Source organism: Sorangium sp. So ce296 (assembly GCF_051529605.1).
GTDB classification, from domain to species: Bacteria; Myxococcota_A; Polyangia; order Polyangiales; family Polyangiaceae; genus Sorangium; species Sorangium cellulosum_D.
In genome coordinates, this window is sequence record NZ_CP150325.1 from 8,050,225 (window position 1) to 8,071,862 (window position 21,638).

The window sequence follows — 21,638 nt, forward strand, 5'->3', positions numbered from 1 at the left end:
GACGCCGGCGCGCCCGCCCCGGTCACCGGCCCTCCCTCAGCCGCCAGGCGAGAACTCGATCGGATAGACGACCGTGGTCTTCTTCCCGATCGCCGGGAACCGCAGCCCCCTCGTCGCCTCCACCATGCAACGGTCCGTCGTCGCGTCGCGCAGCGTCGCCGCCGCCGCGTCGACCTGGACGTCGGCCGCCGTCCCGTCGCCGTGGATCGCGAACGAGAGCGGGATCTTCCCCGCCGCGTCCGGGCGCCGCGCGAGCAGCGCGTCGTAGCAGGTCCGGTACGCCGGGAAGGCGCTCCGCACCACGGCCTGGATCTCCGCCGGCGTGAGGCCGTCCGGCAGCGGCACCGCGATCGGCCCGGCGGGCACCTCCGCCATCGCGGCGAGCGCCTCCTCGACCGCGGGGAGCTGCGCCCTCCGCGGCGCGGCGATCAGGATCGCGGGCGGCGCCCCGGCGCGCTCGCGCACCGCGATGAGCCCCTCGCCCTTCTCGAGCCGCGCGACGATGTCCGCCGTGGGCAGCGGCAGGTCCGCGTCGTACCGCGCGGGGATGCGCTGGTTGCCGAGATCGAAGTAGAAGACCGCGAGGCTCGACCCGAGCAGCGGCCGGGCCGCCGGGATCTGGGTCCAGCCGTCGGTCCCGTGCGACATGCGGTTGATCGACACCTTGTCGCAACGCGGGCAGGCTTCCTGCCGGAGCGCTCGGATCGCGGTCGGGATCGCGAAGGTCTTGAGGCGCTCGCTCGCCTCCCGGTTCCCGCCGAACGTGAGCACGGTGACCGTGAGCTCCCGGGGGCCCGACTCCGGCACGGGGAAATACCGCGCGAGCGCGCGGGCGAACGGCGACGCCTGCTCCGCGTCGGCCGGCTCGTCCGGCAGCGGCTTCTCCTCGCTCCCGGTGACCAGGAGGCGCAGGCGCCGCTCGGCGGCCCGCTGGAGCGGCCAGGGCTCGTCGACGGCGTGCTCGCCGAGCATCGACTCCACGGCGGCGATCGCGGCCTCCCGGTCGCCCTCCGCCTCGAGCACCCGGCTCATCGCGAGCCTCGCCTGATCGCGCTGATCCCGCGTCAGCGCCGGATCGGCGAGCACCTCGGAGAGCGCCTGCCGCGCGGCGGCGATCTCCCGGCCCGCGTCGAGCCGGCGCTCGGCCTGCTCGATCGCGAGCGAGGCGTCGGGCCGCCTGTCCGCGCCGGCGGCGAGGTCGACGCGCGCCTCGGCGCCCGGCGCGGCGGTCTCCGGCCCCTCCACGCACGAGGCGAGCGAGATCAGGCCCAGGGCGACGGCGGCGGCGGCGGAGCGATGGATGATGTTCATGACGATCGATGTCCTCCTGCGCGCGGCCCGTTTGCGGCGGCGCGTGAGGGGGAGTCTGCACACTGGCCTTGTTGGCTCCGTCTTCGCCATGTCACCGTTCTGTCTCCGGCGCCGGAGCGCGGGTGAACCGGTAGCCGGCGCCACGCACGGTCACGAGGTGCCGCGGCGATCTCGGGTCGGGCTCGAGCTTCGCGCGCAGCCGGTTGATGAAGTTGTCGACCGTGCGATCGGTGCCGAAGTAGTCCGCGCCCCAGACCGCGTCGAGGATGCGCTGGCGCGGCAGGAGCGCGCCCTCGCGCTCGACGAAGAAGCGGAGGAGCTTCATCTCGAGCGCCGTGAGCTCGACCGGCGCCCCGCGCCGCTCCACGCGGTGGGCGCGGAAGTCGATGACGACCTCCGCGAACCGCACGACGGCGCGCTCGGCCTCGCCGAGCCGCCGCCGCCGCAGCGCCGCGTCGACGCGGGCGAGGAGCTCGGAGACGCCGAACGGCTTGACGATGTAGTCGTCCGCGCCGAGCCGGAGCCCCCGCACCTTGTCCTGCTCCTCGCCCTTGGCGGTGACCATCAGGATGGGCAGGTCGGCGTCGTGCCGGCGGAGCTCCTCGCAGATCTCGAAGCCGTTCAGCCCGGGCAGCATCACGTCGAGCAACACGAGGTCGGGCCGCGCGGCGAGCGCCATCGACAGCCCCTCGGCGCCGGTCTTCGCCACCTCGACGCGGAAGCCCGCGGAGCGCAGCGTCTTCTGGAGGCCGAGGCGCAGCGTCGGGTCGTCCTCGACGACGAGGACGGTCTCCAGCCTGCCTTCGGGCGTCTTCTGGGTCATGGCGTCTGCTCCTTCGGTCCTCGGGGGCCCGGGATCCACAGGGTGAACGCGGCGCCGCGGCCCGGCTCGCTGTCGACGCGGGCGCCGCCGCCGTGCGCGCGGGCGACGTGCCGGACCAGCGACAGCCCGATGCCGCTGCCGGAGACGGCGCGGCTCAGCCGGTCGTCGGCGCGCTCGAACGGCTCGAAGATGCGGCGCTGGTCGCGCCGGGCGATGCCCGGGCCGCGGTCCTCGACGGCGATCGCGACGCCGCCCCGCTCGCGGGCGACGCGCACGCGGTAGGGGGCGGCGAGCGGCGCGTACTTCAAAGCGTTGGCGAGGAGGTTGTCGACGGCGAGCTGGATCTGGCCCGCGTCGATGCTCGCCTCCGCGGCCGGGTCGAGATCGCGCACGACCTTGGGCATCTCCGGGTTCCGCTCCTCGAACGTGTCGATGGAGGCCGCGACCGCCTCGGCGACGCGGGCCGGGGCGCGCTCGGCGGCCGCGCGTCCGGCCATCATCCGGCTGAAGCCGAGCAGCCGCTCCACGGTCTCGCCGAGCCGCCGCGACTCGCGGCCGAGCGCCTCGAACACCTCGCGGTGCTCGTCGGGCGAGAGCCGCCCCTCCTCGAGCAGCTCCGAGAGCATGCGCACCGACGCGATCGGCGTCCGGAGCTCGTGGGAGACGGCGGCGACGAAGTCGGTGCGCAGCTCGCTGGAGCGCCGGGCGGCGCGCATGCGCGCGAACAGGAGCGCGGCCAGCCCGAGGGCGAGCGCCGTGGCGGCGGCGCCGACGCCGACGAGCAGCCGCTTGCCGCGCGCCGCGTGCCGCTCGACGGCCGCCGGGTCCGCGGGCGAGAGCCGCACGGCGAGCTCCGGCGCGATCGGCAGGAGGGCCGCGGGCGCGCCGCCGAGCTCGGGCGCGACGGGCGCCCGGCCGGCCCCCGCGGCGGCGGCCCCGGCGAGGACGTCGGCGCGGACGTCGGGCGGCAGCGGGCGCGCGTCGCCGCGGAGCCAGCCGGCGAGCGAGCTCGCGTGGATGACGAAGCCGACGGAGCGCCCGTCCGGGAGCGCCCGCAGCGCGCCCGCGGCGGCGCCCGCGCGGAAGGAGACGAGCCCGCGCGCGTCGGGGCGCGCGCGCAGCGCGGCGTCGAGGCCTCCGCGCCGGAGCTCGGCGACGAGCGCGTCCCGCTCGGGGCGCGGGGCCGCGAGGGCCGCGCGCGCCCGCTCGCGCGGCTCGCCCGAGAGCGCGGCGTCGACCTCGAGCGCGGCGGCCTTCCGCTCCGGCTCGGAGAGCCCCGCCGCGTGCGCCTCGAGCCACGCGGCGACGGTGCCCTGGTCGACGGCGCGATCGGCCGCGGCGTCGAGCGCGAGGACGGGCCAGAGCCACCGCCCCGCGGGCGAGCGGGCCTCGGCGCAGCGCGCGAGGAAGTCGCGCCGCGCGGCGGCGCGGGCCTGAGCGTCCGGCCCGGCGGCGGCGCGGGCGAGCGCGGCGCACCCGTCGGGCGCGGGTGCGGCCTGTGGCGCGGCCTGGGGCGGCAGCAGCACGGAGCGATCCGGCGCGAGCAGCACCGGCGCGGCGAACGGCGGCGCGATCTCGGCGAGCGCCGCCGCGGCGGCCTCGGGGGGGCCGGTGGGGTGGGTAAGGGGGCCGATGAGGGGGTCGGTGAGGGGGAGGGCGGCGAGGGCGGCCTCGGCGCGGTCGGTCTCCTGGTCGATGGCGCGCGACAGGCGCGCGGAGGCGGTGGCCAGCCCGAGCGTCACCTCGCGGCGGGCGCCGTCGGCCTCGTTGGAGACGGCGCGCAGGCCGAGGACGCCGACGCAGATCGCGGGGACGCTCGCGGCGGCGGCGAAGAGCGCCCAGTCGCGCAGGCGGCTGGCCCGAGGGGAGAGCACGGGCGCAGGATCGCACGGGAAGGTCACCGGAGTGTCACGGGCGGGGGGGGGCGCGGCCGCCTCCTCGCCGCCGGCGGAGCGCGCGCCTCGGCGGGAGCCGAGAATGGGCGCCGGCGAGCTCGGCTCAGCAGGCGGGGTGGATGGGCGGCGTCACGGCGCGGGCGTCACTGGCACGCCTGGGCGGCCGTGTTCCGGCGGAGCCCGCAGACGAAGGCGCCTCCGCCGCAGCTGAAGACGCTGCAGTACTCGTGCACTTCCTTGCGCCCGTTCGGGTAGGTCTTCACCTCGCAGTCCTCGATGCTGTACTGGGTGCACACCCCCTCGCAGCGGATCGGTCCGGTCGTCCCGTCGTTCGCGTCGGTGCACGGCCGCTCGTCGAGCTGGGTGTGCGACGTGAAGCCCACGTCCGCCTGATCGTCGAAGTGCCCCGTGCAGAAGTGCGCGTCGGTGACGGTGCCCTCGAGATAGCTCCGGAGGTCCTGCGAGAAGAACGGCACCGGATTCGGCGCCTTGTTGTCGGCGACGCGGCGGACCTCGAAGTGCAGGTGGTCGTTGTTCGGCCAGTCCGACGACTCGCCGATCTCCTGCCCCGGGACGACGAGATCACCCTCCGCGACGAGGCTCGACGCGGCGTGGCCGTAGATGACGTACACCGAGCCATAGCGGATCGTGAGATCGATCTGCGAGGGCGCGCCGCGGGCGATGGGGTACCGGTTCGTGCAGGCGTTCGGCCCGGCGCACATGACCTTGCCATAGCCGACCGAGTACAGGGGGCTGCGCGCGGGGACGGAGAAATCGAGCCCGCTGTGGTTGCCCGAGGTGTGCGTGTAATAGACGGTCTGGAGCACGACGGAGGTGCACGTGTGGCCGAAGTACTGGCCCATGGGCGGCGCATCGCCGTTCGGCATCGTGGTGGGGTGATTGCAGAACGTCGGCGTCTTCGTGTCGCTGAGCTCGTCGCCGGGCCCCACCTCGCCGCAGCCGGTGGTCGGGTCCCCCCCGCCGCCGGCGCCCGAGAGCGTCGCGTTCGTGATGGTCGCGCCCTCGTCGTACAGGCTCGTGTCCAGCTCGAGCGGGTAGGTGGGCGCCGCGCTGCTCGTGTGGAACACGGTCCCGTTCTTCAGGTAGCGCACCTGGCCGCCCTGCACCTCGACGCGGAAGATGTCGCCGGCCTGGTAGCTCCCGAAGTAGCCCTGACCATAGCCGTGCTCCACGACCTCCAGGCCCCCGTCGCCGCGCAGGTAGATCGCGTGATCGATGTCCCCGTAACCCTGATCCGTGTCGGCGTGGCCGAGGCCCGCCATCTTGTACCGGCTCGTCTCGTTCGTGGAGAACTCCGCGTAGCCGTCGCCCGACGCGATCTGCTGCACGGACGAGGCCCCGGCGTGCCACCCCCAGCCCGCGGCGCGCGTCAGCGAGCTCCCGCTCGCCGGGGCGTAGCGGACGTTCTTCCAGAACCCCGGCGCCATGCAGCTCGTGTCGCCGGCCGCGCAGCTCACGACCTGGGCGCTGGCGACGGTCGCGCCCTCGTCATGCAGGCTCGTGTCGAGCCCGAGCGGGTAGGTCGGCGCCGTCAGGCTCGTGTGGAACACGAGGCCGTTCTTGCGGTAGCGCACCTGGCCGTTGAACACCTCGACGCGGAAGACGTCGCCGGCCTGGTACGTCCCGAAGTAGCCCTGTCCGATCCCCTGCTCGAAGATCTCCAGGCCTCCATCGGCGCGCAGGTAGATCGCATAATCGATGTCCCCGTAGCCCTGATCGGCGTCGCCGTGGCTCAGGCCCGCCATCTTCTGGAGGTTCGCCTCGTTCGTGGAGAACTCCACATAGCCGTCGCCCGCGTCGATCTGCTCGGCCGACGAGGCCCCGGCGTGCCAGCCCCAGCCGGCGTTGCGCGTCAGCAAGCCCCCGTTGGCGGTGACGTACCGAACGTCGCTCCACAGCCCCGGCGGCATGCAGCTCGTGTCGCCGGGCGCGCAGCTGATGACCTGGGCGCTGGCGATGGTCGCGCCCTCGTCGTGCAGGCTCGTGTCGAGCCCGAGCGGGTAGGTGGGCGCCGCGTTGCTCGTGTGGAACACAAGCTCGTTCTTGCGGTAGCGCACCTGTCCATCGAACACCTCGACGCGGAAGACGTCCCCGGCCTGGTAGGTCCCGAAGTATCCCTGTCCGACCCCCTGCTCGAGGATCTCCACGCCCCCGTCGTCGCGCAGGTAGATCGCGTAATCGATGTCCCCGTAGCCCTGGTCGACGTCGCCGTTGCTGAGGCCGGCGATCTTCTGGAGGTCCGCCTCGTTCGTGGAGAACTCCACGTAGCCGTCGCCCGCCTCGATCTGACCGACCGACGAGCCCCCTGCGTGCCAGCCCCAGCCGGCGTCGCGGGTCAGCAGGCCTCCGTTCGCCGTGGCGTAGCGGACGTTCTTCCATTCCTGCGGCGGCATGCAGCTCGCGTCGCCGGCCGCGCAGCTCATGACCTGGGCGCTGGTGACGGTCGCGCCCTCGTCGTGCAGGCTCGTGTCGAGCCCGAGCGGGTAGGTCGGCGCCGTGTTGCTCGTGTGGAACACCATCCCGTTCTGCCGGTAGCGCACCTGGCCGTTGAACACCTCGACGCGGAAGACGTCGCCGGGCTGGTAGGTCCCGAAGTACCCCTGTCCGGCCCCCTGCTCGAAGATCTCCAGCCCTCCATCGGCGCGCAGGTAGACCGCGTAATCGATGTCTCCGAAGCCCTGATCGCCGTCGCCGTGGTTGAGCCCGGCCATCTTCTGGAGGTTCGCCTCGTTCGTGGAGAACTCCACGAACCCGTCGCCCGCCTCGATCTGCTCGACCGACGAGGCCCCGGCGTGCCAGCCGCCAGCCGGCGGAGCGCGTCAGCAAGCCTCCGTTGGCGGTGACGTAGCGGACGTTCCTCCACAGCCCCGGCGGCATGCAGCTCGTGTCGCCGGCCGCGCAGCTCGCGACCTGGGCGCTGGTGACGGTCGCGCCCTCGTCGTGCAGGCTGGTGTCCAGCCCGAGCGGGTAGGTGGGCGGCGTGTGGCTCGTGTAGAACACGAGCCCGTTCTTGCGATAGCGAACCTGGCCATTGAACGCCTCGACGCGGAAGACGTCGCCGGCCTGGTAGGTTCCGAAATAGCCCTTCCCAGCTCCCTGCTCGAAGATCTCCAGGCCTCCGTCGGCGCGCAGGTAGACGGCGTAATCGATGTCTCCGAAGCCCTGATCGGCGTCGCCGTTGCCGAGGCCCGCCATCTTCTGGAGGCTCGCCTCGTTCGTGGAGAACTCCACGAACCCGTCGCCCGCCTCGATCTGCTCGACCGACGAGGCTCCGGCGTGCCAGCCCCAGCCGGAGCTGCGCGTCAGCAAGGTCCCGTTGGCCGGGGCGTAGCGGACGTTCTTCCAGAACCCCGGCGGCATGCAGCTCGTGTCCCCGGCAGCGCAGCTCGAGACCTGGGCGCTGGTGACGGTCGCGCCCTCGTCGTGCAGGCTGGCGTCGAGCCCGAGCGGGTAGGTGGGCGCCGTGGCGCTCGTGTAGAACACCACCCCGTTCTTGCGGTAGCGCACCTGGCCGCCGAACACCTCGACGCGGAAGACGTCGCCGGCCTGGTACGTCCCGAAGTAGCCCTTCCCGGACCCCTGCTCGAGGATCTCCACGCCCCCGTCGGCGCGCAGGAGCAGCCCGTAATCGATGTCCCAGAACGCCTGGTTGTCATCGCCGTGGCTCAACCCGGCGATCTTGGTCCGGTCCGCCTCGTTCGTGGAGAACTCCACGAACCCATCGCCCGCCTCGATCTGCTGGACCGACGACGCGCCGGCGCTCCACCCCCAGCCCGGGCCGCGGGTGAGCGCGCCGTCGCCCACCTGCACCTCGAAGGCGTTGTTCCAGAACGCGGTGGCGCCCTCGGCCGCGCGCGCGTCGCCCGTGCTCGCGCAGATGCCCAGCGCGGCGAGGACCGCTGGGAGCGCGCTCTTGCCGAGCCGCCTCATGACGCGTCCGTCCTCTCGCGGCCCGCGACGATCGCGGCGGCGAGGCGTGACGCTGGGTGAGGAATGGGTCTGTCGAATGCGTCCTGGGACATGGGGATGATCTCCTCTGCACATGAGTTCTCGGGCCACCCCCTTTCCTACGCCGCGTCCCTCCGGCTTCTGACAGCCTCGCCATCCTTTCCCTCCGCCCTCCATCCTCCCCGTCCCCCGTCCCCCGTCCCCCGTCCCCCGTCTGCCGTCTCCCTCTGCGTGCGCGTGCGCGTGCGCGTGCGCGATTCTTCATGCTCGACGCACGCCCCAAATCCCGGCGTCCCCCGCCTCCCGCCGCCGCCGTGCTATGTCGCCCCCCATGCCAGCGCCGCGCATCGCCGTCGTGGGCCACGTCGAGCACGTGACGCTCGGCCGCGCCGAGGGCGTCCCCGCGCCGGGCGACATCGTTCACCTGCTCGACGCGCGCTTCCTCCCCGGCGGGGGCGGCGGCCTCGCCTTCGCGCAGCTCTGCCGCAGCGACGCCGAGATACACCTCTTCACGGCGCTCGGCCACGACGCCGCGGCGCGCGCCGTCGAGGCGCGCATCCGGGTCGCGCCGGGCCGCGTCCACGTCCACGCCGCCGTGCGCGCCGTGGATCACCCGCGCGTGGTCGTCGTCGTGGACGCCGAGGGCCGCCGCACCATCATCGTCACCGGCGCCCCGCTCCAGCCCGCCGCGACCGACCCGCTCCCCTGGTCGATCCTCGCCGGCTGCGACGCCGCCTACTTCACCGGCGCCGACCCCGAGAGCCTGCGCCTCGCGCGCGCCGCCCGCCGCCTCGTGGTGACCGCCCGCAGGGGCGCCGCGCTCCGGGCCGCGGCGGTCGCGCCCGACGTCGTCCTCGGCAGCGCCTCCGACCCGCGCGAGAACGCCCCGCTCGACGCCTACGACCCTCGCCCCGGCGCGCTGGTCCTCACCGACGGCCCGCGCCCGGTCCGCGTCCTCCGCCCCGGGGGCGCCGCGCTGGTCGACGCGCCGCCCGCGCCCGACCGCGTCCTCGGCGATTACGGCGCCGGCGACAGCTTCGCCGGCGCCCTCACCTTCCACCTCGCCCACGGCCTCCCGGTCGAGGAGGCCTGTCGCCGCGCCGGACCGCACGGCGCCGCGGTGCTGCGCGGGATCGATCCGCTCGAGACGCAGATCCCCCTCGTCCCGCCGTGATCCCGCCGCGGCGCCAGCGCCTTCCGCGCGCGCCGGCTCAGATCCATGTCTGCGTGTCGGGATCCCAGCGCTTCCAGGCGCCGCGGTCGTGCAGGTAGAGCTCGCTCTCCCCGCGCAGGGTGCGGAAGCGCTTGCTCCCGATCTCCAGCTCGCCGCGCTTGTCCGAGTAGTCGATCAGCGCGTCGGCGGCGCCGATGCGCCGCATCTCGGCCACGAGCTCTTCCCCGCTCGCCTCGACCACCACGTAGCCGTGGGCGTTGCTGTCGGCGTGCGCGAGGTGCGGGTTGACCTTCGTCTCGGCCGACGTGAGCAGATCGTCGATGCCGGCGGCGAGCAGCGCGGCCCCCGGGACCGAGCCCAGCACCGGATCGCCGGTCACCTGGCTCGTCAGCAGCTCGCGGAAGGCGCCCGACGAGACCGCGCCGCCCACGAGCTCGACGATCTTCTTCGAGGGGTCGCCGGCGAGGCCCGCGGTCCCCGCGTAGAAGGCGTGGATGTCGCCGGTGATCGCCACGACGCCGCCCACGTCCACGAGCCGTTTCAGGAGCTCGTTCCGCTTGTTGGGAAACCCGTCCCAGGCGTCGACGTTCATGGTGAAGCGGCGCTTGAACTGCTCGGGGATGGCGTAGGGGGAGAGATCGACGGCGAGCGGGAGCAGGCAGAACTCGTTGCCCCAGATCTTCCAGGTCGCCTTCGAGCCTTCCATGGTCTCGAGGAACCAGGCCTCCTGCTCGGCGCCCATCACGTCCTCGCTCGCGCCCTGCGTCTCCTTGTAACGGAAGGCGGCGTAGAGCTCGAACGTGTCCTTGACCGCGAGGTAGCGCGCCCCGACCGCGCCGTGGGCGCTGAACTTGCCGAGATCCACGTACGCGATGCCCCGATCGAAGGACGCCGAGGCCGCGGCGTCGATGAGCGGGATCTGCATGTCCTCCGGCAAACCCTCGTTCACGCCGGCGACGATCTGGTTGATGACGAGCACGCTGATATCGCCCGTCACGTCGGCGGCGTCGTAGCCGGCGGCCTCCGCGGCCTCCTTGAGGACCGAGGCGTACAGGCCGCCTTCGTAGGTCTCGATGTCCACGTAGGGCATGGCGAACTCGGGGAGCTCCTCGAGCTCCTCGATGAGCGTCGCCTGGTCGAGCACCACCTTGCCGGGGAAGGCGCCCTCCGGGACGAGGTGATCCGGCCGGTAGCTGCGCAGATCCGTCATCACCAGGTGGACGTGCTTGCCGAACGCGAAGTCGCGGTAGATGCGGAAATCGTCCGGGAGCGAGGCGCCGGGGTCCTGCTCGACGTCGTCGCCGTAATCGACGGGCTGGTACTCGAACCAGGCCTGGTTCGCGGCCCTGCGGCGCTCCACGTCGGTCTCGTCCTCCCGGTCGTCGAAGTAGGTGGCCGTCGCGCCGTAGCAGTCGTTCGAGAACTCGTGATCGTCCCACGTGGCGATCATCGGGAAGCGCTCGTGGACCCGCTGGAGGTTCGCGTCGGAGCGATACGTCTTGTAGAGCTCCCGGTAGTTGCTGAGCGACCTGGCCGCTTGATAGGCGTTCTCGCCCTCGCCGAGGGCGATGGCGCCGGCCGCGTCGGTGAAGACGACGCTGCGCCCGGAGGTGCTCTGGAAGCTCGGATCGCCGGTCGTCTCGTAGACGTAGTCGCCGAGGTGGACGAAGAAGTCGAGCTCCTCCTCGGCGAGCGCCAGGTAGGTATTGTAGAAGCGCCCGATGTAGTCCTGGCACGACACGTAGGCGAAGCGGACCTTGACGTCGTCGTCCTCGGCCGGCGCGGTCTTGGTGCGCCCCACGCGGGACACGTAGGCCGTGCCGCCCTTCACGTAGATGAAGCGGTAGTAATAGACCGTGCCCGCCGAGAGCCCGCGGACCTTCACCTTGACGCAGTGATCGTGCCGCGCGAGCGCCTTCAGCTTCGCCTGCCCGGCGTCGAGCGCCACCCGTTGCGTGAACTCGGCGTCGGTCGCGACCTCGACCTCGAGATCGAGATCCTCGTCGCCGTCCTGCACGCGGGCCCAGAGGACGACGCTGCCGGGGCGAGGGTCGCCGGAGGCGATCGACTGCGGGAAGTACGCCGACCCGTCGGCGAGCTCGCGCCCGGGCTCGGCGCCGAGCGGATTGACGATCTCGGGATCGCCGCAGGCCGGGACGACCAGCGCGCCGGCGGTGACGAGGGTGGCTCGAAGGAACTCTCTGCGCTTCAGCATCGCGCGTTCAGGGAATCCTGGAACTTTCTCCGGTGTCAACCTCCTTGTGGACCCCGCCCCGCGCCGGCGCGTGAGCAAGATCTCGACGGGCGGGCGACGATCCGGCCGCCGTTCGGCGCGCCGACAGCAGGCGGTCGACGAGGGCGTCCACCTCGAGCTCTGCTCTCGCGATCGACGCCGTGAGCCGCTCGTCGGCGAACTCGTCGTACTCGATCGCCACAGACTCGACGTCGGTAATCCCGATGTAGCCGAACGCGGTCCGGACGCTCGGCTCGACGTGGTTCATGGCCTCGATCCGCCCGCCCTTGCCGTATCCGTGGTCGCCGCGCGACGTCAGGATGACGAGCTTCTTCCCGTGCCCGTCGAGGAGCGGCCAGTACGGCTCGCCCGGCCGCGCGCGGTCGAAGCCGAACGTGCGCCCCACGCGGACGATGTTGTCGATATAGGCCTTGAACTGCGCGGGCACGTTGAAGTTGTACATCGGCACGCCGGCCACGACGAGGTCGGCGGCGAGGAGCTCGTCGACGAGCGCGTCGCTCTCCGCGAGCGCCTGCCACATCCAGGGCTCGCGCCGGTCGGGCTTCGTGAACGCGGCCTGGATCCAGCGTCCGGTCACGGGCGAGGGCGGGCTCTGGCCGACGTCCCGGTAAAGGATCTCGTCGCCTGGACGCGCCGCGCGCCAGCGCGCGACGAAGCGGGCGGTGAGGCGCCGGGTGTGAGAGCCGTGGCGGATCGTATCCGAGCCGCCCGGACGAGCGCTCGAGTCGATGTGCAGTATCGTGGACATGGCCTGTCTCCTGAGCGGGGTGGGGGCGCCGCCCGCGGCCGAGCGGGGTCGATCCGGGATGATCGACATTCACCTGTCGAAGCGCCGTCGCGGCGCCGGTCTCTCTGCTCCTGGGCCCGTGGCGGGCGCGTTCACGCGATGAATATGGGCCGCCGCGCGCGGATGACCAACGAGTAATTCTCAGCTGATAGATGAGCTGGGATCAGCTATCTCACCCCCATGCGAAGGCTCCCACCGCTCACGGCGCTCCGCGCCTTCGAGGCCGCCGCGCGCCACCTCAGCTTCAAGCGGGCCGCCCGGGAGCTCGGGGTGACGCCGACCGCGATCAGCCACCAGGTCCGGCTGCTCGAGGAGACGATCGGCGTCCGGCTGTTCGAGCGCCACGCGCGGCAGGTCGTGGCCACGCGCGAGGCGCAGCGCCTCTATCCGGTGCTCCGCGACGGGTTCGACGCGTTCGCGCGGGCGATCGACGAGCTGACCGCCCGCCGCGCGCGCCGCGGGATCACCCTGTCGGCCACGACCGCGTTCACGGCCAAGTGGCTCGTGCCCCGCGTCGCGGCCTTCCGCGAGGCGTGCCCCGGGTTCGACCTGCGGCTCCACGCGTCGGACGAGCCGGTCGACCTCGCCGCGGGCGAGGTCGACGCGGCGATCCGGTACGGGCGAGGCCCTTACCCCGGGCTCGCCGCCGAGGCGCTGATCGCCGATCGCTTCGCGCCCGTCTGCAGCCCCGGGCTCGCCGTCCGCCGCCCGGAGGACCTGCGCCGCGCGCCGCTGCTCCACTTCGAGTGGCGGCGCGTCGAGCGCGACACGCCGACGTGGCGCCTGTGGCTCGAGCGCGCCGGCCTCTCCGGCGTCCGCGACGACGGCGGCACCACGTTCTCCGACGAGGCCCACGCGATCCAGGCGGCGATCGCCGGCCAGGGCGTCGCGCTCCTCAGCCTGGTCCTCGTCGCCGACGACCTGGAGAGCGGCGCCCTCGTGCAGCCGTTCGGCCCGGCGCTCGACGGCTATCGCTACCATCTCGTGCACCTCCCGGGCGCGGCGGCGCGCGAGGAGCTCGCGGCGCTCCGGGGCTGGCTCGCCGCGGCCACGACCGGGGAGCGGCCGCGGCCGAAGCGGTGAGCCGGACGCCCCTCTGCGCTGGCGTCGGGGCTACGGCACCCCCGCCTCGGCGCAGCGCGCGCGCCACGCGCCGGCGTCGAGCTTGCCGTCGAGCAGGCGCCGCACCACGAGGAACGGCTCCAGCGCGTGCTCGCCGCGGCGTGCGCGGACGGGCGCGCCGGGCAGGCCGTCGAGCTCGAAGCCGAGCTCCGCCAGCGCGGCGGCGAGCCAGACGCTGAACAGGCCCGTCATCCGCCGGCGCTCGGCCGCGGGCGAGAGCAGCGCCAGGCCCACCCGCGTGCGCTCCGCCCAGGCGTCGATCTGCGCCAGCGCCTCGGGCAGCTGGCTCGGGCGGAGCTCGCGGAAATGCGCCCGGTGCGCCTCGAGCTGCTGGCGCCAGCGCGGCAGCCACACCTCGCGCGTGACGTCCGCCCACGCGATGCGCGGCAGGGGCCGCGACGGGTCGAGCAGCAGCGACCGCAGGACGGCCTCCTCGGCCGCGGCGACGTCGTCGAGGAGGTCGAGGCAGTGCGCGCCCGGCTCCGGCCCGCCCGCCTCGGCGCCGAGCGCGGCGAGCCGCTCCGACAGCGACGGGTGCGTGTCGTAGATCGTCGACTTCTCGCCCGCCCGCTCGGCCTGCCGCTCGGCGAGGGCGCCCTGCTCCGCGGCCACGGCGCCCTCGAACCACCGGAAGCCCTCGAGCAGCGGAGGGAAGCGCCCGGCGGCGACCACGGGCAGCACCTCCATCTCGAGGTAGGCGGTCCAGAGCGGCCCCTTCTCGTGCGTGATCCGGAGCGCGCGCGCGGTGGGACCGCGCCCGGCGATCCGCGCGGCCACCGCGTCGGCCTCGAGCTCCTGCGCGCGCGAGATCCCCGAGCTCGAGCGGACGAACAGCTCGGCGTACGCGACGAACGGCAGGTGCAGCCAGAAGCTCGAGCCGTCGAGGTGGTCGAGGGCGCCGCCGATGGTGCGCCGCGTCCTGTGCACCCACGGGCCGAGCGCGAGGTCGCCCGAGACGTGGTGCCCGAACTCGTGCGCGATCACCGACTCGAGCTCGCTCCGGCTCAGCCAGGCGAGCAGCGGGAGCCCGGCGCCCACCACCGTGCGGCTCCGGAGCCACGCCTCGCGCCGCACCGCGGTGAAGGCGTTGGCGTCGTGGAAGAGGTGGATGTCGGCCGGGGTGGCGTGGCCGGTGCGCGCGGCGACGTCGCGGATCAGCGACTGGAGGCGCGGGTGCCGGCCCTCGCCGAGCGGGACGCCCGGGTCCTGGGCGCGCCGCCGCCGCGGGACCAGGCCCCAGGCGACCCAGAGCGCGCCGGCGCCGCAGAGGAAGCCGGACGGCTCGATGCCGTCGCCGTACTCGGATTGCGCGTACGGCACCCACAAGAGCCCGAGCGCGATCCCGGCGGCGAGCAGGTAGAAGCCCACCGCCATGCCGAGCAGCCACGCGGCGCGGTGCGCCAGGCCGCGCGGCCTCACGGCGGCCACGACTCCATCGCGACGCTGACGGCGCCGTGCAGGGCGTCCTCGCGCCGCGCCAGCGCGAGGAGCGACTGCCGCTCCTCGGCGGCGAGGGCGCGGTGCCGGGCCCGGCCGAAGTGCAGGGCGGCGCGCACCGCGTCCGGCAGATCGTCGATCTCGGAGAAGCGGGTCCCGTCGCGCACGTACTCGATGAGCCCGCGCGTGAACGCGCGCCCGAGCGGCGAGTGCTGCTCCAGCCTCGCGAGCGCGGCCCCCGCGCCCTCCGCGTGGACGGCCTCGGCCATGAGCAGCACCCAGACGGGCAGGGACAGGTGGTGGAAGACGGCCTTCTCGGCGCCGGTCAGGCGCGCGACGGCCGCGCGCGGATCGGCGCGCGACAGCACCGCGAGCTCGAGGGCGTCGCGCAGCGCCGGGTCGCTCACCCGGGCGAGCTCGGGCGCGCTCACCTCGAGCCCCGCGTCGACGCGCGCCCGGAGGCGCAGCAGCGCCGTCTCCTCGTCGCCTTTCCCGCGGAGCGAATCGAGCGCGCGCTCGATCGAGGCCTTCGGCTCGAGCTGGGCGAGGAGCAGGGCCTGTTCGGCGAGCTCGCGGCGATCGAGCGAGCTCTCCTGGCCCGCGGCGAGGGCGGCGGCGACGAGGCTCCGCGCCCGCTCCACCTGCCCGAGCCCGACGGCGGCGGTCACCTCGAGCGCGACGCTGTCTTCGGCGAGGGCTCGATCGACGCCGCGCAGCTTCTCCAGGGTGTCGAGGGCGAGCTGATGCTTCCCGTCGTGGCCGGCCTGGTACGCCAGCGTGCGCAGCAGGTAGGGGTGGTCCGGGAAGCGCTCCAGCATGCCGGCGAGGACCTCGTTCACGGCCGGCCCGGAGAGCAGCCGCACGTAGAGGTACGCCGCGTCCGCCGAGCCCGGGTCGCCCTCGTGGCGGCCCTTGTACTCGTCGATGAGCTCGTGGCGGCGCCCGACCATGGTCATCACCTTCTGGTACTGGCGGTGAAGCTCGATGGAATCCGGGTGAGCGCGCCGCGCCCTGTCCGCGACGGCGGCGGCGCCCTGCTCGTCCTCGGCGTTCATCAGGAGCACGACCGCCCGCTCCGAGGCCGGGACGTCGTAGCCCGTGTGCTCCGCGTAGCGCGCCGCGAGCTCGGCGCCGAGCGCCGCTTTCCCGGCGCTGACCAGCGCGAAGGCGCACCCGCCCGGCTCCACGGGCGCCATCGTCACGAGCGTGCGCGAGACGAACGACTCCCCCTTGGGCATGCTGAGCTGCTCGGGCGGCGGCTCGAAGATGAAGTCGACGTCGTCCACGATCACGGCCGATTGCCCGCAAAAGAGGGCAGGGGCCGCCTCGTCGCGCGAGCTCGCGTTGCGGTCGGCCGTGTACCGCACCTCCAGCTGGTAGATGGGCGCGAGCCCGAGCACGTTCCACGCGACGACGTCGGTGCCGCGGGGGACGTCGAGCTCGCCCTCCTCGATCGTCCGGCCCTGGGCGGTGACCTTGACGGGCCTCCGCCCGACGCGGCCCTCGAGCCGCTCCAGGCCTTGCGCCGGCACCTCGACGGAGGCGTCGCCGATGCTCACCTCGACGGGGTAGGGGAGCGCGTTCGCGACTCGGACGGTGGTATAGCGGACGGCGGCGAGCGCGTTCCAGGCGCCGAGCGCGACGACCGTGGTGATCCCGAGCGCCACCGCGCGTTGCCAGGCGTAGAGCGCCGGGCCGAGCGGCGCGCGCGCGATGAACCGCCACGAGCGCGCCTCTGTGCCGTTGGCGACCAGGTAGCTCCCGAACGGATAGAGCGGGACGAAGAGGAAGACGAAGAACAGCGTCTTGATGTACGTGCCGTCCTCCGGGTCGCGGTCGGACTCGCCGTACACCGTGGCTCCGACGCCGTTCATCGTCATGAGCCAGGGGCTCCTCCGCATGGGCTCGAGGAAGAGCCGCCGGCGCGCGAGGAGGGCGTCGAGCAGCGCGCGCAGCTGGGCGCCCGCGGCGCCGGGCCGCGGCAGGAGGCGCTCGCGCCACCGCATCCAGAAGAGCCGCCGGTAGACGGCGTGCGGGCGACCCTGCTCGATCGCCCGGCGCACGCCGGGGTTCATCTTCGCCAGATCCGCGAGCTCTGGCACCCGCTCGAGGAGCCCGGCGGGGTCCCGATCCACACCACCCATGAACGACCACGTTACTGGGCGCTCCGCTCCACTGGGAAGAGGCGCGCAGGAGCGCGTCGCCGCGGGAGGCGCCGCGCCGAGCAGCGCTCTCTTCGGAACGGATCGGGCGCGCCTCGGCGCGCGGCGCGCGGCGTTGGAGCAGAGTCCCGCCGGGCCGCGCCCACCGCCGTCGCTCTCCGGTGAAAAATTCGGTCATGAGCCCTTAGCCGGAGCCGGTAAGCCGGTAAGCCGGTAAGCCGGTAAGCCGGTAAGCGCGGTCACCGCGCGCGCGGTGTCTCCCCGGGGTAGTGCTCAAATTTGCCCGGAGAGAGTTCACATGAAGGCGGGAAGGCAGGAAGATCATGGATCTTTTCTTCCCGCCTTCCCGCCTTCATGTTCAATTTTGAGCACTGCCCTCCCCGGAGCGGGCGCCAACCTCAGGCCCGATGTTGGCGCGCCGCGTCTTGGCGGCCGCGCGTGAAATTTCCGCAATCGGGCACGCCCACAGGGGGCGCCGATGTCGTCGATATGTCGATCGACGTGGGTGCACGTGTCGCGGCGTGCTCGCGCATCTCTTTTGAGAACATCATTGCTCCATATGGGATAGATGAGCTACGCTGTGCGTTTATCATGGGGCATCGGCGGGGCATCGCGAGCGATGGGCAGTCCGAGGCGCGGCCCGGGCCTAGCATCCATGAACGCCCGAGCACCGATCGTCGCGCCCCGAGCTCCTCGCAGCGGCCCCCGCCGCCCTCGTCGGGGCGCCCCAGCCCGCCCAGCGAGCCGTCGCCTCCGCCTTCGCCTTCGTCTCGGCCGCCCGCGTCGCGCAAGGTGCGGACGATCGACGTCCTCGTTCAGGGCGCGACCGTGGAGCTCTTTCACTTTTACGGCGTCGCCATCGCGCCGGCGAATACCGGGGATAGCCGCGAGGAGGTGCGCCTTCACACCGATCCCGCGAGCACGGTGGAGTTCTCGGCGCGCGGCTTCTCCGGCTTTCTGGCGCTGTCCGCGAACCAGGGCGTGTTTCGCGCCATGACGGGGGTGCCGCCCATGGTCGACGGCGTCGGCGACTGGATGCGGGAGGTGGCCAATCAGCTCATGGGGAAGGTGAAGAGCCGCCTCGCCCGGTTCCAGATAGCGCTTCAGACCGAGCTGCCGCAGCTGCGCCACCCGAGCGACGTGGAGCGCCGGGGCCGGAGCTGTAAGCAGCAGTGCTGTTATTCTTTCAGGACATTGAAGGGCGAGGTGCTCGTCACGTTGAGCGGCGACTTCGACGAGAGCTCCCTGGTGTTCTCGAACGCGTCCCCGCTCCCCCTCGACGGCAAAGTCATCCTCTTCTGAGCGGCGGTCGCCCGCTTCGGATACGGGCCCATCTCGACGTTTTCGGTGCTCAGCGTGCAGGAGCACGCTTGCGCGCCGAAAACGCCGATCTGGGCCCGTCTCCTGTGCGGGCGACCGCCGCTCGGCGGCGCGGGTGGCCGGGGCGGGGAGCGACGGACGGACGGGCGACGCGGTTTTCGCTCGGGATCAATGCAGACATCTTCCGTGGTTCGTCGCTCGTCCCCCGTCGCTCGTCCCCCGTCGCTCGTCCCCCGTCTCTCGTCTCCGTGCGCTTCTGCGTGCGCGTGCGCGTGCGCGCTGACTCCGGGCGAATCGCGCACGCGCACGCGCACGAAGACGGAAGAGGGGAGACGGAAGAGGGGAGACGGAAGAGGGGAGACGGAAGAGGGGAGACGGAAGAGGGGAGACGGAAGAGGGGAGACGGAAGAGGGGAGACGGAAGAGGGAGGGCGGATGACGGAGACGAGAGACGGTGTACCAGGACCAGCTGAACACCGCTCTAGCCTAGGGACCTCCGCCGCCGCCACCCCCGCCGGCGGTGCCCATCGCGCCACCGTCACCGCCGCTGCCGCCGGTGCCCGTGGCGCCGTCGTCACCACCTCCGCCGGCGGTGCCCGTGGCGCCCCCGTCACCGCCGTCACCGCCGGTGCCCGTGGCGCTCCCCGTCCCGGTGGCGCTGCCGCTGGCCGTGGTGGGGGGGATCGGCGGGAGAGGGTCAGAGCAGACGTTCCACACGACGAGCTGGCCCGGATCGCAAGGATCGGAATCCCAGCACCCCGCCAGCAGCGCCGCGCACGTGACGACGAGCGCAGAAGCCAAGGCGCCGCGGCGGCTGGGCAGCAACAGGCAAGACGGCTGGATATCCATCGTTCGTTCCTCTCTCGACCGGCTCACGGCGGCACCACCTGTCCGTCGCGGATGCGCGCGATCACCTTGACGGTCGGGTTGAGATCGCTGGCAGCGACGTACCCGATGCCGCCCGCCTCCTCGCCCACCGCGCGGAGGACGGCGCTCGCCGTCGGCACCTTGCGCGGCGGCCGCTCGCCGCCGCGGATCTTCCGATCGATCCAGTAGCGGGCGACGCCGTCGGGATCGAGCCCCAGCACCGCCATGTCGAAGCGCTGCCGCAGCGGGGAGTCCTCGGGGAGGTTCACGGGCACCGCCGACTTGCCGTACCACTCCGTGCGCGTCGTCTGGAAGATCGGGCGGAGCGTGTCGCGCCCGGCCGACCTCACGGGATTGGCCTGGTTGACGACGACGACGATCTCATCCGCGTCGGCGAAGGACGAGACCGACGGGGTCATGCCGAGCAAGGCCAGGAGGAGCAGAAGGGATAAACGCTTCATGATTGCGTTGAACCTCTCTCAGAAGGCCAGAATCAGACGAGCGAGCGCGGCCGTGGTGTGGAAGTCCTCCGGCGACGGGAGCGCCGGCGCCGTGCTCTCCTGCTCGCGCAGGACGGTCATGATCGTGCGCAGCACCTGGGTCCGAAGCGTGACGTCCGGCGTGATGTAGAAGTTCAGACCGCCGCCGACCTGGAACATCGTGTCGTGCCCCAGGAACGGCGCGTGCAGCATGGCGCCGATGACGAACGGCTCCATGTTCAGGAAATCCAGCCGGTGCGCCGCCACGGCATACGTGGAGGTCTTCCAGGCGTCCGGCGCGTAGGACCCGAATCCCCCCTGGCGCTTCCCTTCGTCGTACACCACGCGGACGACCGCCGCCTCCGCGCGCACGCGCGTCTTCCCGATGTCGAGCGAGACGTCTCCGGCGCCGGTGTACTCCTGGAAGGACCACGTCGAATGGATGTCCGGACCGGGGGCGTTGAGCTTGTAATCGACGACCCAGTCGCGAGCGTGGCTCGCGATGAACGACGCCCCGAGCTTCAAGGTCAGCTTGCCGGGGTCCTCGTAGCTGGCGTGCAGGCGGCCGCCGAACCCGCGGTTGTCGTCGAAGGCGAACGGCGCGTTCTCGTTGCGACCGTTGCTCACGTACGCGTTGTACCCGAGCTCCCACGGGCCCGCGAACGCATTGCCGTAGATCATCACCCCGGTCTGCCGCGTGGGAAACAGGCGCGACGTGATGAAATACGGGATGGCGGCGGTGATGAGCACCGGGCTCCCATGGTCGACGTTGTAGATGCCGATCGGGGTGAAGAACTGCCCGACGCGCACCTTGAAGAGGTTGAAGCGCGTCCAGTCGATGTGGGCGCGCTCGATCGACACCAGCCCGCCATACAAGGTCGGCGAGCCGAGCGCGACCGACGTCGAGTCGAAGGCACCGTACTCCTGCGTGGTCATCCGGTACGCGACGTCGGGCGGCAGCGGCGTCGTCACCGGGACCGGGGCGCCGCCGGGCGCGGTCGTGAACCGCAGCTCCCCGAGGAAGCGAAAATGATCGCTCGGCTGCGCGTCGAGGTAGAGGTTCAAATTCCCCACGACGAAGTTCAGGGCGTTGGCCTGCGGGAGGGCGGCCGCGAGTCCCGAGTTCTCCGGTGCCCACGTACGCTGGACGCCGACGTCGATGAACCCGTAGAGCTGGAGTAGCTCTCTGCCCTCATCCTGCGCCGGCGCGACCTGCGCGTCCTCGATCGCCGCGAGGCGCTTCTCGAGGTCCGCCGAGCGCTTCTCCGCCGCCTCGAGCCGCGCGAGGATGGCAGCCTCTCCGGCCGCGGCGGGCGCAGCGTCGGCCGCAGGCGCGGCGGCGGCCGCGCCCGTCTCAGGCGCAGCGGGCGGCGCGGGCGCAGCGGCGGGCCCAGCCGCGGCGGCGGCCGCGCCGGGCGCAGGCGCAGCGGCGGGCGCAGGCGCAGCGGCGGGCGCAGGCGCAGCGGCGGGCGCAGGCGCAGCGGCGGGCGCAGGGGGCGCAGGCGCAGCGGCGGCCGCAGGCGGCGCAGGCGCAGCGGGCCGCGGGGCGACGCCGGCGGCAGGGCTCTGCGCGTGCGCGAGAGATGCCGTGACAAGCACCCCTGCGATCGCAGCGCTCGAAGCGCGCGCGAGGCGCTCTGCTCGCGCTCGCCGCGGTGAACTCCGACCCATGATCATTGCTCTCTCCCTGTCCGAAGAGCTTCCATTGCGGTACAGGCGCGGCGCCGCGCGCGCTCTTGCGGACTCGCGACCTTCACGCGTAGCATACACAGCGTCGATGCCGCGGGGAAACAACGCGATCCGCCCGGGTCCGCAGAACACGGCCAGTGAAACGTCGCAACAAGAAAGAGCCTGAATCAGGAAGACGCACATGGTGCGCGAAGGCGCGGCGATGACGGCCGCGTCCGCGCGCCTCGCCGGTCGCTCGTCAGCTTCAATCCTTTTGGGGCCAACGTGAGGACACGGCGCGCGATTTCATGCGTGCTCGCGGGGCGTCTCGCTGTAGAGAAGGCGAGCCGTCGTCGCGCCGCAGAGGCCGC

Annotated in this window: 15 protein-coding genes; 4 read left to right on the forward strand and 11 right to left on the reverse strand. The window is 72.8% G+C overall.

Annotated features, from left to right (window positions below):
* Positions 1 to 36: 36 nt before the first annotated feature.
* From WME98_RS29780 to WME98_RS29795, 4 genes are all read right to left on the reverse strand, one after another.
* The gene (locus WME98_RS29780; protein ID WP_437945117.1) at positions 37 to 1,311 is read right to left on the reverse strand and encodes an AgmX/PglI C-terminal domain-containing protein; all 1,275 of its coding nucleotides are present in this window, start codon (positions 1,309 to 1,311) and stop codon (positions 37 to 39) included.
* A 91-nt stretch (positions 1,312 to 1,402) separates the two neighbouring features.
* A complete protein-coding gene (locus WME98_RS29785) occupies positions 1,403 to 2,134 on the reverse strand; it encodes a response regulator transcription factor (RefSeq protein WP_437336225.1) in 732 nt (243 codons plus the stop codon).
* Positions 2,131 to 4,008 carry a sensor histidine kinase gene (locus tag WME98_RS29790; RefSeq protein ID WP_437945118.1) on the reverse strand — a complete coding sequence of 626 codons (1,878 nt, stop codon included), beginning with the start codon at positions 4,006 to 4,008 and terminating at the stop codon, positions 2,131 to 2,133. Before WME98_RS29790 ends, WME98_RS29785 begins: the two co-directional genes overlap by 4 nt.
* A gap of 164 nt (positions 4,009 to 4,172) precedes the next feature.
* A complete protein-coding gene (locus WME98_RS29795; RefSeq protein ID WP_437945119.1) occupies positions 4,173 to 6,797 on the reverse strand; it encodes a M23 family metallopeptidase in 2,625 nt (874 codons plus the stop codon).
* A gap of 431 nt (positions 6,798 to 7,228) precedes the next feature.
* Between WME98_RS29795 and WME98_RS29800 the strand changes: the two genes are divergently transcribed.
* Positions 7,229 to 7,381 carry a hypothetical protein gene (locus WME98_RS29800; protein ID WP_437945120.1) on the forward strand — a complete coding sequence of 51 codons (153 nt, stop codon included), beginning with the start codon at positions 7,229 to 7,231 and terminating at the stop codon, positions 7,379 to 7,381.
* A gap of 948 nt (positions 7,382 to 8,329) precedes the next feature.
* Positions 8,330 to 9,172, forward strand: a complete 843-nt coding sequence (locus WME98_RS29805; RefSeq protein WP_437945121.1) for a PfkB family carbohydrate kinase — start codon at positions 8,330 to 8,332, stop codon at positions 9,170 to 9,172.
* 37 nt (positions 9,173 to 9,209) lie between these two features.
* Here WME98_RS29805 and WME98_RS29810 read toward each other — a convergent pair whose 3' ends face one another.
* Positions 9,210 to 11,387 (reverse strand): alkaline phosphatase D family protein, encoded by a 2,178-nt coding sequence (locus WME98_RS29810; protein WP_437945122.1) that lies wholly within the window; start codon positions 11,385 to 11,387, stop codon positions 9,210 to 9,212.
* A 7-nt stretch (positions 11,388 to 11,394) separates the two neighbouring features.
* Entirely contained in the window at positions 11,395 to 12,174 is a 780-nt protein-coding gene (locus WME98_RS29815; RefSeq protein ID WP_437945123.1) for an FMN-dependent NADH-azoreductase, read from the reverse strand.
* Between the two features lie 219 nt (positions 12,175 to 12,393).
* On the opposite strand from WME98_RS29815, the gene gcvA reads away from it, so the two are divergent.
* Positions 12,394 to 13,296: a transcriptional regulator GcvA gene (gene gcvA / locus WME98_RS29820; protein ID WP_437945124.1), complete on the forward strand. Its 903-nt coding sequence runs from the start codon at positions 12,394 to 12,396 to the stop codon at positions 13,294 to 13,296.
* A 30-nt stretch (positions 13,297 to 13,326) separates the two neighbouring features.
* On the opposite strand, the gene WME98_RS29825 is transcribed toward gcvA, so the two are convergent.
* Both WME98_RS29825 and WME98_RS29830 read right to left on the reverse strand, forming a co-directional pair.
* Positions 13,327 to 14,754, reverse strand: a complete 1,428-nt coding sequence (locus tag WME98_RS29825) for a M48 family metalloprotease (RefSeq protein WP_437945125.1) — start codon at positions 14,752 to 14,754, stop codon at positions 13,327 to 13,329.
* Complete coding sequence (locus WME98_RS29830) at positions 14,751 to 16,916, reverse strand: hypothetical protein (protein ID WP_437945126.1); 2,166 nt, start codon at positions 16,914 to 16,916, stop codon at positions 14,751 to 14,753. Before WME98_RS29830 ends, WME98_RS29825 begins: the two co-directional genes overlap by 4 nt.
* Positions 16,917 to 17,726: 810 nt before the next feature.
* Between WME98_RS29830 and WME98_RS29835 the strand changes: the two genes are divergently transcribed.
* A complete protein-coding gene (locus WME98_RS29835; RefSeq protein ID WP_437945127.1) occupies positions 17,727 to 18,236 on the forward strand; it encodes a chemotaxis protein CheX in 510 nt (169 codons plus the stop codon).
* A gap of 503 nt (positions 18,237 to 18,739) precedes the next feature.
* Here WME98_RS29835 and WME98_RS29840 read toward each other — a convergent pair.
* The 3 genes from WME98_RS29840 to WME98_RS29850 are packed head-to-tail and all read right to left on the reverse strand — an operon-like array spanning position 18,740 to position 21,198.
* The gene (locus tag WME98_RS29840) at positions 18,740 to 19,102 is read right to left on the reverse strand and encodes a hypothetical protein (RefSeq protein WP_437945128.1); all 363 of its coding nucleotides are present in this window, start codon (positions 19,100 to 19,102) and stop codon (positions 18,740 to 18,742) included.
* A 23-nt stretch (positions 19,103 to 19,125) separates the two neighbouring features.
* The gene (locus WME98_RS29845; protein WP_437945129.1) at positions 19,126 to 19,581 is read right to left on the reverse strand and encodes a hypothetical protein; all 456 of its coding nucleotides are present in this window, start codon (positions 19,579 to 19,581) and stop codon (positions 19,126 to 19,128) included.
* An 18-nt stretch (positions 19,582 to 19,599) separates the two neighbouring features.
* Positions 19,600 to 21,198: a hypothetical protein gene (locus tag WME98_RS29850; RefSeq protein WP_437945130.1), complete on the reverse strand. Its 1,599-nt coding sequence runs from the start codon at positions 21,196 to 21,198 to the stop codon at positions 19,600 to 19,602.
* Between the last annotated feature and the right edge of the window lie 440 nt (positions 21,199 to 21,638).